Source organism: Mesorhizobium sp. ESP-6-2, assembly GCF_020164675.1.
In the GTDB taxonomy this organism is placed as follows: domain Bacteria; phylum Pseudomonadota; class Alphaproteobacteria; order Rhizobiales; family Rhizobiaceae; genus Mesorhizobium.
The window spans coordinates 197,056-209,067 of record NZ_JAIUGT010000010.1 but is presented as its reverse complement, the minus strand read 5'-3'; the positions used below and the strand labels follow the sequence as shown (position 1 = coordinate 209,067).

Below are 12,012 nucleotides of genomic sequence, written 5' to 3'. Positions count from 1 at the left end.
CCAGACATCTCCAAGATGGCCGGCCCGCCAAAGGTCCCTGCCAGCCTATGCGCGTCGGTCAACGCAGCCTGCCGCTGCGCCGGTGGTCGCGGCCAGACCCTTACCGTCCGGGCACAAGGCCGATCCAAAAAGGTCCATGATCTGCCAAACGATCTGGGCCATGAGGCCGCACGGATCTTTGGCCGGCCAAGGCCGCCCGGGCCCCATCAGTGCGTCCACCACCGAGCAAATTGCTCCGCAACAACGTGCTCGTAGGGGACATCCACGTCGAGGATGTCGACGTTGCGGGCAAACGTGTTCATGCCCGACACAAAGTCCGTTGAGAGCGCTGTCTGGTAGAACGGGACATCTCGCCGGATGAGCTCGACGATATGGTCGGCTTCCTGCGGAAATATCTTCATCCCGACCGTATGCGCCCGCGTCGGGTCCTCGACCAGCTTGCGGTTCGCGGCCGCTATCGCCCGCACGGCTCCGGCCGCGGCCTCGGGTCGCGACTGGATGAACGCATCGGTGGCGGCCAGCGTCGCCATGGTGAAGTTGAACGCCCCTTGCGGTCCGTCACCACGGCGCACGTCGAGCACCAGCGTGCCGACACCAGATCCGACCGCAATCTCAGCCCCCATGCCATTGGCCCAGAACCCGTCAATCAGGCCAGCTTCCAGGGCCCGGGACGCCGCCACGCCAAAATTGACTTTCGCATCGAGCGATCCCGGTGTCGGCATGATCGTGACCTCGTCGCGCACAGGATCTATGCCGCTTTCGACCAGCAGGTGCCTAAGCCCCATGCCGACCCAGGGCGCCGCGCCGATCCGGCGACCCCTGACCACGCTCAAATCGTTGCGCCGGGCGCCGAGGTCAGAACGCATCACCAGGAACCAGTACATGCCTTGCGACTGCGCGCACAGGAGGCGCACGCCCTTCCAGCGCGGAAAAGCCGACAGGGCCGAATGGGCGGAACCGGCGACGAAGTCGACCTTTGCGTCACGAAGATCGGCATAGGCGCGTTCGACCGGTGAAATGAGCTCGAGCTCGGCGTCGATCCCCTCGTCGCGGAAACAGCCAAGCTCAACCGCGGCCTCGGCAGGAAAGTAGGACGGTGAGATGAGGTCGGGGACCGCGATCCGCAGTTTGGAGCTCATGACTTTTTGCCTCCGCTGAAGAAGCGGCCGAAGAAGTTCGCAATGCGCGCCTGGACGACCGAGAAGAACAGGCTGACAGGATTGAACGAGGTGTCGCTGTCGGGAGCGTGCTCTCCGGTCGCCAGATTGTGCTCCAGCCTTTTCGCAAATTCGCCCGCGATACGGGCGATCAGGTCCTGGACAATCCCGCTGCGGCCGAATTGCGCCAGGGGGCCGGCTAGCAAGGCGCGCACCGTGAGATCGACGCGCGTCGAGGCCTCACCATCGCGATGGACGGCATAGGCCACCTCTGCGCGTGCGCTGGACCCACTCAACCTGTCCCGGGCCGAGCCATACAGCATGCCCTGGCGCTCGGCCTCATCGCGGACAACGACGCCCGCGCCGCTGAAGTTCGTGGCGATCGGGCCAATCTTGACCGACACGGAGCCCTTGATGTGGCCATCGACAGGCGGCCCGGCAAGTGAGGCGCCCGGCATGCAGCGTGCCACGCGTTCAATGTCTTCCATCGTGGCCCAGACCTCCTCGACCGGCCGGGCGACCTTGAAGGCCAGTTTGGTTTCAAGATTGGCCTTGCGGGCACCGAGGCCCACCTCCCCTTCGAGCTGGCCCTCATCGGCATCAGGCAACTGCGGGGCCGGCGCCGGCTTCTGGACTGCGGTTATCGAAACGCTCTCGGTCTGGTGATGCGCCCCGGCCGGACCGAGGCGGCTGATGGCCGCAGCAGCGGCTAGACCACGCCGACGCTCGTCCTGGACCCGCTTTACGGCCCGCACGATGCCGGCATAGCCGGTGCAACGGCATAGGTTGCCCGACAGCTCACGACGGATGCGCTCTTCGTCGGCGTCGGGCAGGCGTGAAACGATGTCGCGCGCCGTGACGAGCATGCCTGGCGTGCAGAACCCGCACTGGAGGCCATGTTCGGCCATGAAGGCGGCCCGCAAGGCAACCATGATGGGGTCGCGTTCAAGGCCCTCCAGCGTCGTCACCTCGGCGCCGGCGCATTGAGCGGCATAGGTAATGCAGGAGCGTACCGGCATCCCGTCGACCAAGATCGTGCATGCGCCGCAAACGCCTTGCTCGCACCGAAGATGCGTCGCAGTCAGCCGCTGGTCGTCATGCACGAAATCGCCAAGATGCGTGCGCGCCTCGACCTCGGCGCTGACCTGGCGGCCATTCAGCTTCAGTTCGACCCTGGTCATGCGGCGAAAGCCTCCTGCGCGGCGCGCCTCAGCGCCGTGATGTGGAGATGTTGGGCGCGATCCGCGGTGACGCCGCTATCCGTCAGGAGGCGCTTCAGGAGCGTTTCATCAACCCGGATATCGGACGCGTCGAGGCGCTCCCCGAAGACCGGGCGGGCGTCCTCGATCAGGATTGGCTTGCCATCGGTCGCCCCCATCACCGCCCGCAAGGTACGGTGGTTGGGATCCTGGACGACGATACCGTTCGCCATGGCGAATTTACCGGTCTTTCGCGAGATCTTGGAGTAGCCGAAACGGGCCGAGGGCGAGAGCGCCGGGATGGTGACTGAGACGAGGATTTCTGCGTCGGCGAGCGAATTCTCGAAGGCCGCCAACATGAATTGCTTTAAGGGGATGTCGCGCCCCTTCCCGTCCGGCCCGACGGCGTGGCCGATAGCGCCGAGCGCGGCCAGCGTGCATACCCAGTCGGCCGCCGGATCGGCATGGCACAGGCTGCCCCCGATCGTGCCCCTGTTGCGGACCGCCCTGTAGGCGATCCCGCCGGCAATGCGGGGCAACACGGGAACGGACGCGGACGGGACGCGGCCATCTTCGATATCGGCCGCTGTTATGGCTGCGCCGACGGTCAGGCCGGCGCGATCTTGCTTCACCTGCGTCAGTTCCGGCAGGCCGGCGATGTCGACCAGCAGGCTTGGCTGGACGAGCCGCAGATTGAGCATCGGGCCGAGAGACTGTCCACCTGCTATGACTTTTGCGCTGCCATTGGCGGAAAGGAGAGCCTTTGTTGCCTCGGCGACTGTGCGTGGGCGAACATAATCGAAATTGGCAGGCTTCACTGTAAGGCGACCTTCGCTTTCAACCGTTGCCGGGCGCCCAGGATGGCGTCGAGGACCATGTCGGGTCTGAGCGGCAGATCGTGAACTTCGACACCGAGCGGCCGCAAAGCGTCGTTGACGGCGGAGACAATCGCCGCGGGTGGACCGACGGCGCCCCCCTCGCCTATCCCCTTGACGCCAAATTCGGTGTGCGGCGAGGGTGTCTCCATGTGAAAGAGCCTGACGTTTGGGACCTCAGGAGCGCCAGGCAAAATGTAATCGAGGAGTGTCGAGGCGAGCGGCTGGCCCTGCACGTCATAGGGCATGACCTCGTAAAGGCACTGTCCGATACCCTGCGCGGTTCCGCCAACGATCTGTCCGTCGACGATCATGGGGTTGATCAGCACGCCGCCATCTTCGACGACCACGTAGTCGAGAAGCTGGATCAAGCCCGTATCGGGATCGACCGCCACCACGACCGCGTGCGCCGCGTAGCTGAAGGTGCCGCTGTCTTTTCCGGCCCGATATCCGGCAGTCACCTCCAGGCCTCCCGGATTGGCGTCTGGCGGGAGCTGCTGAGGTTGCAGGTACCAGGCGTTCGCGATCTCACGCATGGAGACGCTTGCATTGTCCCTGACCACCAACCCGTCGGCGATCTCGACATCGGCAATATCGGCCTGGAGCAGCCAGGCACCGATGCGCTTTATCCTGTCGCCGAGCTCGCGGGAAGCTTGCGCGACGGCGCCGCCGCCCATGACGATCGAGCGGGACGCGTAGGTGCCGGTGGAGAACGGGCTGTAGAGCGTGTCGCCCTGCAGGATCTTGATCTTCTCCAATTTCACGCCCAGCACCTCATGCGCGATCTGCGCGTATGTGGTTTCGTGGCCTTGCCCGTGCGAATGCGTTCCGACCCTGATTTCCAGATGTCCGTTGGCCGTCAGCCTGGCCGAGGCCTGCTCGTAGCCTGGCACCACTGGCCGGCCCCAGCCGGAGAGCACGCCCGTGCCTAAGGCGCCCTGCTCGCAGAAGAAGGATACGCCGACCCCGATCAGGCGCCCATCCGGCTCGCCCTGGCGCTGGCGCTGACGGATCTTGGCGACTTCGATCGCCTCGACCGCCTGGCGCATGCATTCTGGATAATCGCCGCTGTCGAACAGCTTGTTGACGACGTTGAGATAGGGCATCTGATCGGCGCGCACGAGGTTGCGCATGCGCACCTCATAGGGCTCAAGACCGGTCTCCCAGGCGATGGCATCCATGACTGCCTCGATCGCCAGGCAGACGCCGGGGCGCGCCACACCGCGGTAAGGCAAGATCGGTGGCTTGTTGGACGCCACGGCGGCTGAGCGGCAGCGATAGACCTTGAAGTCATAGGGGCCGGGCAGGAGGTTGGCGATCTGCGAAGCCTCGAGCGCCGATGACGTCGGGTACACAGAATAGGCACCCGCATCGACGCTTGCCGTGCAATCGAGAGCCAGCAGCCGGCCCTCCCGATCGGCATAGCCGGTGATGTGGTACATGTGCTCCCGGCAGTCTGCGTTGGCAGACAGGTGCTCGCGGCAATCTTCGAGCCAACGCCCCGCTATCCCCTTGCTCCTGGCCAACCAGGCCAGGGCCACCTCCTCGCGCAAAAGCAGACCCTTATAGCCAAACCCGCCGCCGACGTCGGGCGATATGATCCGGATCTCGCTTTCGGATATTCCCAGACACTCCGCGAGCCCCGTCTGGACGATGTGCGGCATTTGGGTCGCCGTGACCACCGTGAGGTAACCGAGACGCTCGTCGACATAGGCGAGGACGCCCCGCCCCTCCATGGGGAACATGCATTGGCGCGAAGTACGGATGTCGTAAGTGACTTTGACCGGCGCGCTGGCAGCAATTTTTTCGATGTCGCCATCGACATTGATTTCGATGAAGACGTTGTCGCCCCAATGCTCGTGGACGAGCGCGGAACCCTCCTCACGCGCCCCGACCATGTCGGTGATGGCCGGCAGCTCTTCGAAGTCGACGCTGACCTGGGCGACGATGTCTTCGGCCGCCGCCCGGGTTTTCGCCACGCACATGGCGATGATCTCGCCGACATAGCGCACCTTGTCCGAAGCCAGGATCGGCTCGTGGGAATGCTTGAATTTGGGCAGTGCAGTCGCGGCGAAGATCGGCTTTACACCCTCCAAGTCCTTGGCGGTGAACACCACGTCCCTGAGATGGTCAGGGACGTGGATTCCTCGGATGCGCGCATGTGCCAGCGGGCTGCGCACGAAGGCGACTTCCTGCGCCCCGGCAATGAAGAAGTCGGCGACATATTGCCCTTTTCCGACGAGGAAGCGAGCATCTTCCTTGCGGGGAACCGATGCGCTGACACCAGATTCTTTGACCATCTCTTCCTCCAGCCGACACCTCACGCGGATGGGTGATGATCAACCCTGCTTGGGCAGATACTTCGCCGACCGTGCCTCGACCGTGGCCCACTCCTGCTCGGTGAGATTGACCTCGCCGATGAATTGGTTGGTGTAGAGCTTGGCGATGTCGGGCAGGTCCTTCGCGCCCATATAGTTCTTGACCGTGTCGGCCGTGACCTGCATGAGCCCCGGATCCATGAAACCGAGGCCGTTCTTCTTGACTTCCGGCACCATCCCGAGCGCGGTGCTGACGGCCTGGCCGTATTCGATGACCTTCTGATTGGCGACGCTGCCGCCCTGGAATTCCTTCACACTCTGCAGATGCAGCTGAACCGACTCCTCCGGGTTGAGATAGACGTATTTCAGCCCCTCAAGCAGCCCGTTCAGGAACGCTTTGCACAGCTCCGGCTTGTCGGCGACGGTCGACTGCTTGCAGGCGATGACGTTGCTGAAGCTCCTGACGCCATAGTCCTCGTAGAGCACCGCGTTGATCTCCAGGTTCTGCGACCACAGGCTTGGCGCGATCGAGCCAAAGAAATTCCCCTCGGCGTCGATGTCCTTCTCGATCAAAGCCTTGATCAGCGAGGCGGCATCCATGGTCACCTTATTGACCTTGGCGTCGTCAATGCCGGTCGCCTTGACGAAGGCCGGCCAGAGCTGGAAGTCGCCGCTGCCAACATCGAAGCCGACGGTCTTGCCTTCCAGATCCTGCGGCTTGTTGATGCCCTTCTCCTTGAGCGAGAAGATCCCGACCGGTGATTTCGGCCAGATGCCCGCCACCGACACCAGGTCGAGACCGCGCGATACGCAGTTCATCGCGACGCTGGCGTCGATCACGCCGAACTCATATTGGCCCTGGTCGACCGGCACGCATACCTTGCCGGAGCCAAAGCCGCGATCGATGGTGACATCAAGGCCGTGTTGCTCGAATAAGCCCTTGGCCTTGGCGACAAAGGCATAGCTGAACGTGCCGAGCGGCAGCCATGCCAGGGTGAACTTCACCGGCGTCAGCGCCGCACGGCTGATCGCCGGCATTGCGAGATTAAGTCCTGCGCCGATACCCAGCGCCCCGGTGGATTTAAGAAATGCGCGTCTGTCCATGGTCACGTCTCCTCTCCTTTGATCAGCCAGTTAGCGATTGCGCAGCCTGGTTCTTTTCGATTGTTGTGAGCGGCTCTCGCGGCATCATGACGTGGATGCCGCGATTGCCATTGACGAACTGGGTGATACGCATGTCTGCGGCCACGCTGCAGAGCCGGTAGGCGTCGTGGAAAGACAGCGCATAATAGCGCTCCAGCAGGCCCACCATGTCGCGCATGGCCAGGCGCGCCGCGTCGTCGAGGTCCTCGTGGAACGCCATCGTCATCAGATGCGTGGGCGTCACGGCGAAGGGCCAGGTCAGTTTTATGTCGCGCCGAACCGTCAGCCGGAACCGCCCATCCAGACTGGTTTCGATCGCCGTCTGATTGACCTCGCCATCACCCTGGGCGGCGTGGCCGTCGCCAACGCTGAACAGCGCGCCCTCATTGGCCACAGGCAGGAACAGGCGCGTCCCGGGCAGGAGTTCCTTATTGTCGATGTTGCCGCCGAAGCGCGTCGGCGGGCGGCTGTCGAGGCGGCCCCACTCCTGGGGCGGCGCCACACCGACCTGACCGAAAAATGGGCGCGTGGCGACGCACACGCCAGGCGCCACGAGGGCGAGGCCCGTTTCGAGGTCGATCGGAATGATATGCGTGCGCTGCAGTGGCTCTTCACCGGCAAACATGCCCTTGAGGGGGCTGACGATGTTGTAGCCATAGGGTTGCGTCAGGCGTATCTCGAGGATGTCGACCTGAAGCACCTCTCCGGGCATGGCGCCACGCACCGCAATCGGCCCGGTCAGGATATGTGGGCCGGTGCCGCGCTCGGCCTTCGACCAGATGTCATCGATGCCCTCAGGCAGCCATTCGCGTGGGACCGGATGGGATGAGTCGGCCGACAGCGTCTGCACCGAGACCTCGGCGCCCGAGTCCACCTCAAGCACGGGTGATAGGGTGCCGTGATGGAACCCAATATGAACGGTGGCCGCAGTCGCTTCGAGGCGTATCATATGCTTGTTCATGTCAGCCTCCCTGACGCGCGGATTCATCGGCAGCGACCTGCCAGAAGACGGTGCGACGCTCGACCTCGGCAATGACCCAGTACATGATGAGGCCACTCACGCTGAGCACGGTGATGGCAGCCATCATCAGTGGCGTGTCGAGCAGGCCGCCGGAAAGCTTGATCAGGTAGCCAATGCCCTCTTGCGAGGCGACAAACTCCGAGACGATCACGCCGATGATCGCCAGGGTGATGGAAATCTTCATGCCGCCGAAAATGTAGGGGAGCGCATTCGGCAGACGGATCTTCCAGAAGATCTGCCAGCGGCTGGCCATGAAAGTGCGCGCCATCCGGCTGATATCCTCGTCAATGGCCTGGAGGCCGAGCGCCGCGTTGATCGTCATGGGAAAAAAGGCGATCAGAAAGGCCAGGAGGAGGCTCGACATCGCACCGGTACCGAACCAGACGATGAAGAGCGGGGCGATGGATATCTTCGGGATGACCTGGGATACCACGATCACCGGATAGAGACCGCGCCGCAGGACCTCGGAATAGGTAATGAGGATGGCAACGAATATGCCGCCGACCACCGACAGCAGAAAACCCAGAATGGTCAAATAGAGCGAGGGCCAAAGATGCGTCATGAGAAGATCGTGGCGCTCTATGATGACTGCAACAATTTCGCTTGGTGCCGGGAGCACGATGCTCCTGATGCCGAGAAGCCGCACCGAGGCCTCCCAGATCAGGAAGAGCACCAGCGTTACCGCAATCGGGGCGATGGAAGACCGGATGGATGCGCGAAGCTTCTTAAGCATGACTGGCCTCGATCGATGTGCGCAGGCGGCGAACGATAGCGTTGAAGCGTTCCTCCTCCGGCATGCTCCGTTCGCGCGGCCGCGGCAGGTCGATCTCGACTTCGTCGATGATGGTTGCCGGGCGCTTGCCCATGACCAGCACGCGGTCGGAGAGAATGGCCGCCTCGCGGATGCTGTGGGTGACAAAGACTACGGTTTTGCGGTTGGACTGCCAGATGCGCAGGAGCTCGAAGGCCATGTCGTCACGCGTGATGGCATCGAGCGCGCTGAAGGGCTCGTCCATCAGCAAAGTGCTCGGATCGTGGATCAGGGCCCGGCAGATGGAGGCGCGCTGGCGCATTCCACCGGACAACTGCCTTGGCAGCGCATCGGCAAAATCCTCCAGCTTGCTCATCTTCAACAGTTCACGAGCGCGCGGCAGGTATTGGGAGCGCGGGAGCCTGCGCAACTCAATGGGGAACAGGACGTTGTCCAAGATGGTGCGCCAGGGCAAAAGCACCGGGCTCTGGAACACCACGCCGACATTGGCGTCGGGACCCGTTATCGGCTTGCCCGCGAGCTTCAGCGTGCCCGATGTGGGGTGCGTGAGGCCGGCGACCATCATCAGCAGAGTGCTCTTTCCGCAACCGCTCGGCCCGAGCAGGCTCACGAACTCACCCTGCTCGATGTTGATGGATACGTTGCGGATCGCCTCCAGTTGTCCGAAGACTTTGCGCACATTGTCTATCTGCAATCCATTCGGATCCACGACGGCGCCTCCCGGTTTTGCAGCACTAAAAGGCCTGACTTGGCCCATAAGCTCGCCCCCCACCTGCAACGAAAGCCCCGGACTGCCGTCGACCGGCAGCCTTGCCCTTCGTTCTATCTTCCTATCGTACTATCTTAGGTACCTTAGGAATTATTATGTGACAAGGGGCTTTTTCACAGCCGTCCGTGCGCCAGCCAGATCGGGCAGGCCACGCAGATTAGAGACAGCAATCGGGGGCAAGGAGCGCGACGTCCACTTTATGCGTGACGACTAACATTCATGTCTTATAGATCAGATATTCAAATCTATCTTCTTCCTCCTTGAATCCTTTTTTCACAATTTAAGCCGAAAATACTTCCACTCAAAATTTATGATGATTCATCGCAATTTACGAGTCATAAAATCAAATCTACAAATCGATGCTTTCAAGCTCGGCACCTGACACGTCAACGACTTCAGACACGATTGTCCCTTTCTGGAGCACAACGATGCGATCCGAAAGCGACTTCAGGAACTCGATATTCTGCTCGACCAGGATGATTGATATGGTCGTTTGAGATCTTATGTGCTTGAGGGTTTCTACCATCTCTTCACGGATAGACGGCTGAATACCTTCGGTCGGCTCGTCCAGCAAAATGATGCGGGGCGAGGCAATGAGGCAGCGACCGAGGGCAAGGATCTGCTGCTCGCCGCCCGACATGACGCCGCCAAGGCGTTTGAGCAGCGGACCAATGCGCGGCAAGAGCGTCACGACGGCTTCGATGCTCACGCTGCCTGAACCGGCGCCCAGCTGGGCGACCTTGAGATTCTCTTCGCCGCTGAGGTTGGGATAGATCTGCCTGCCCTGCGGGACGTAGCCGAGACCAGCCTTTGCACGTTTGGCGACCGTCTTACCGGTGATCTCTTCGCCATCGAGCAGAATGTGGCCGGCCGTCGCGCGCACCAGGCCGGCGATCGTCTTCATGAGCGTAGACTTGCCCATGCCATTGTGACCGAACACGCCCAGGAACTCGTTGTCGCGCAATTCGAGATCGACCCTGTTGATGACGGCGATATCGCCATATCCTGAGCGGAGCGCTTTGATCGATAGGACTGACATCACGCGGCCTGCTTTCCGAGATAGACATTTTTCACGCGCTGATCGCTGAGCACGAGGTCGACATGGTCATCCATCAGCACCTCGCCGCGGTTGAAGACCGTCACCCTGCCCCCGATCAGGCGCACGAAATGCATATCGTGCTCGACAACGATAACGGCGTGCTTCTTGGCAAGCTCCTTGATGAGCCCGGCAAGGCGCGTCGATTCGGCTTTGGTCATGCCAGCGGCAGGCTCGTCCAGCAGGATCAGGTCCGGGTCCTGCGCGACCACCATGCCGAGCTCGACGAGCTGGCGATGGCCATGCGCCAGTTTGCCAACCATCTTGTTGCGGATCTCTGCGACATGCATGGTCTCCAAAATCTCGTCGAGTCGCGAGGAAAGCCGCGCACCCGAGCAGACCCGTCGCAGGGCGATCTGGATGTTTTCGGCCGCCGTCAGACCGTCAAAGACGTTTGGAACCTGGGTCTTGATGCCAATGCCCATCTTGGCGATCTGATGCGGATGCAGGCCCCGGATCGAGCGACCCTTGAAGCGCACATCGCCGTCCGAAGGTTTCAACTGCCCCGTCAGGCATTTGAAGAAGGTGCTCTTGCCAGCCCCGTTCGGACCGATGACGCAGCAGTGCTGGTTGGTGCCGATGGCAAAGCTGACGGAATCCAGCGCGACCACGCCACCAAAGCGCATTCCGAGCCCGGTTACCTCAATCATCGACATCTCAGCCCTCCCTGTTTCCGGTCAGGCGCAGCAACAGGCTGCGCAAGGCGGGCGCCAAGCCGCTTGGCACGAACATGACGAAGATGATCAGGACGCCGCCGAGGATCACTTCAGGATTGATGAACCCGCTCGTTCCCAAAGCCGTTGTCAGGACCTGGATCAGGACGCAGCCGACAAGCGGGCCAAGCAATGTTCCGCGACCGCCGATCAGCACCCAGATGACGATCTGGGCTGTGATGGAAAGGCTGAACATGTTGGGCGTGACGGTGAGCGAATTGGCAAACAGCATCCCGGCGAGGCCGGCAAGCCCGGCGCCGATAACGAAGGTGATGAGCTTGACGACACGCGTGTCATAGCCAAGCAACTCCACCCGCGTCTCGTTTTCCCTGATCGCCACCATGGTCTTGCCCGTCGCCGAGGCGAGGTAGGCGCGGCACAGCACGTAGGCCAAAGCGAGCGCGATGATCGCGACGCCAAAGATCACTTCGGTCGAGAGCGTGTTGGACGGGTCGCCGGGCATGTTGAGCTGCGGCGTCATCGGTATACCGTTGAAGCCGCCCAACGGCACCGAACCGATCGTGTAGGCATCCCCGGCCGAGCCGTTCAGCAACTGGCTGAAGATGAGGGTGATGGTGAGCGTTATAACGCCGACATAGACGTCTCCGATCCTGCCCCAGAAGATGAAGTTTCCAACCAGGGCGGCGAAGAACATCGGCACCAGAATTGCGGCCGCCACGCCAATCGTGGTCTCGCCTGCATTGAGCGAGGCAATGGCGTAAGCGTAACCGCCCAGTCCGAAGAACACCGCCTGTCCGAGACAGAAGATCCCGCCATAGCCCCAGACCAGGCCGAGGCTGAGCGACAGGATGCAGAGGCTGATGAAGATGGTCGCGTTGATGACGGTGTAGAGCTGGGCAAACATCGGGAAGACGACGGCCACCACGATCGCTGCAAGCAGCGTCGCAACCATGATGATACCGTCGGATGAAGAGGCTTTCGCAGACAC

At 62.1% G+C, this 12,012-nt stretch carries 11 protein-coding genes; all 11 read right to left on the bottom strand.

Annotated elements, in window-relative coordinates; genetic code table 11:
* Positions 1-206 precede the first annotated feature (206 nt).
* The 11 genes from LB532_RS24280 to LB532_RS24230 all read right to left on the bottom strand — a co-directional run bounded on the left by LB532_RS24280 (position 207) and on the right by LB532_RS24230 (position 12,012).
* Positions 207-1,139 carry an ABC transporter substrate-binding protein gene (locus LB532_RS24280; RefSeq protein ID WP_140640883.1) on the bottom strand — a complete coding sequence of 311 codons (933 nt, stop codon included), beginning with the start codon at positions 1,137-1,139 and terminating at the stop codon, positions 207-209.
* Complete coding sequence (locus tag LB532_RS24275) at positions 1,136-2,338, bottom strand: xanthine dehydrogenase family Fe-S subunit (RefSeq protein WP_140640881.1); 1,203 nt, start codon at positions 2,336-2,338, stop codon at positions 1,136-1,138. The genes LB532_RS24280 and LB532_RS24275 overlap by 4 nt, the downstream gene beginning before the upstream one ends.
* Positions 2,335-3,174 (bottom strand): FAD binding domain-containing protein, encoded by an 840-nt coding sequence (locus tag LB532_RS24270; protein WP_140640879.1) that lies wholly within the window; start codon positions 3,172-3,174, stop codon positions 2,335-2,337. Before LB532_RS24270 ends, LB532_RS24275 begins: the two co-directional genes overlap by 4 nt.
* The gene (locus LB532_RS24265) at positions 3,171-5,531 is read right to left on the bottom strand and encodes a xanthine dehydrogenase family protein molybdopterin-binding subunit (protein WP_140640877.1); all 2,361 of its coding nucleotides are present in this window, start codon (positions 5,529-5,531) and stop codon (positions 3,171-3,173) included. The genes LB532_RS24270 and LB532_RS24265 overlap by 4 nt, the downstream gene beginning before the upstream one ends.
* 39 nt (positions 5,532-5,570) lie before the next feature.
* Complete coding sequence (locus LB532_RS24260) at positions 5,571-6,653, bottom strand: ABC transporter substrate-binding protein (protein WP_140640875.1); 1,083 nt, start codon at positions 6,651-6,653, stop codon at positions 5,571-5,573.
* Positions 6,654-6,675: 22 nt separating this feature from the next.
* Positions 6,676-7,680 carry an acetamidase/formamidase family protein gene (locus LB532_RS24255; RefSeq protein WP_224557297.1) on the bottom strand — a complete coding sequence of 335 codons (1,005 nt, stop codon included), beginning with the start codon at positions 7,678-7,680 and terminating at the stop codon, positions 6,676-6,678.
* Entirely contained in the window at positions 7,655-8,446 is a 792-nt protein-coding gene (locus LB532_RS24250) for an ABC transporter permease (protein ID WP_140640873.1), read from the bottom strand. Before LB532_RS24250 ends, LB532_RS24255 begins: the two co-directional genes overlap by 26 nt.
* The gene (locus LB532_RS24245; RefSeq protein WP_140640872.1) at positions 8,439-9,242 is read right to left on the bottom strand and encodes an ABC transporter ATP-binding protein; all 804 of its coding nucleotides are present in this window, start codon (positions 9,240-9,242) and stop codon (positions 8,439-8,441) included. Before LB532_RS24245 ends, LB532_RS24250 begins: the two co-directional genes overlap by 8 nt.
* 361 nt (positions 9,243-9,603) lie before the next feature.
* The gene (locus LB532_RS24240; RefSeq protein ID WP_224557331.1) at positions 9,604-10,293 is read right to left on the bottom strand and encodes an ABC transporter ATP-binding protein; all 690 of its coding nucleotides are present in this window, start codon (positions 10,291-10,293) and stop codon (positions 9,604-9,606) included.
* Positions 10,293-11,006 (bottom strand): ATP-binding cassette domain-containing protein, encoded by a 714-nt coding sequence (locus tag LB532_RS24235; protein ID WP_140640869.1) that lies wholly within the window; start codon positions 11,004-11,006, stop codon positions 10,293-10,295. Before LB532_RS24235 ends, LB532_RS24240 begins: the two co-directional genes overlap by 1 nt.
* 1 nt (position 11,007) lies before the next feature.
* On the bottom strand, positions 11,008-12,012 hold the full coding sequence (locus LB532_RS24230) for a branched-chain amino acid ABC transporter permease (RefSeq protein ID WP_224557296.1): 1,005 nt from the start codon (positions 12,010-12,012) through the stop codon (positions 11,008-11,010).

Coding starts and splice junctions, on each gene's coding strand:
- LB532_RS24280 (WP_140640883.1), bottom strand. CDS start 1,139: ATGAGCTCCAAACTGCGGATCGCGGTCCCCGACCTCATCTCACCGTCC.
- LB532_RS24275 (WP_140640881.1), bottom strand. CDS start 2,338: ATGACCAGGGTCGAACTGAAGCTGAATGGCCGCCAGGTCAGCGCCGAG.
- LB532_RS24265 (WP_140640877.1), bottom strand. CDS start 5,531: ATGGTCAAAGAATCTGGTGTCAGCGCATCGGTTCCCCGCAAGGAAGAT.
- LB532_RS24260 (WP_140640875.1), bottom strand. CDS start 6,653: ATGGACAGACGCGCATTTCTTAAATCCACCGGGGCGCTGGGTATCGGC.
- LB532_RS24255 (WP_224557297.1), bottom strand. CDS start 7,680: ATGAATCCGCGCGTCAGGGAGGCTGACATGAACAAGCATATGATACGC.
- LB532_RS24250 (WP_140640873.1), bottom strand. CDS start 8,446: ATGCTTAAGAAGCTTCGCGCATCCATCCGGTCTTCCATCGCCCCGATT.
- LB532_RS24245 (WP_140640872.1), bottom strand. CDS start 9,242: ATGGGCCAAGTCAGGCCTTTTAGTGCTGCAAAACCGGGAGGCGCCGTC.
- LB532_RS24240 (WP_224557331.1), bottom strand. CDS start 10,293: ATGTCAGTCCTATCGATCAAAGCGCTCCGCTCAGGATATGGCGATATC.
- LB532_RS24235 (WP_140640869.1), bottom strand. CDS start 11,006: ATGTCGATGATTGAGGTAACCGGGCTCGGAATGCGCTTTGGTGGCGTG.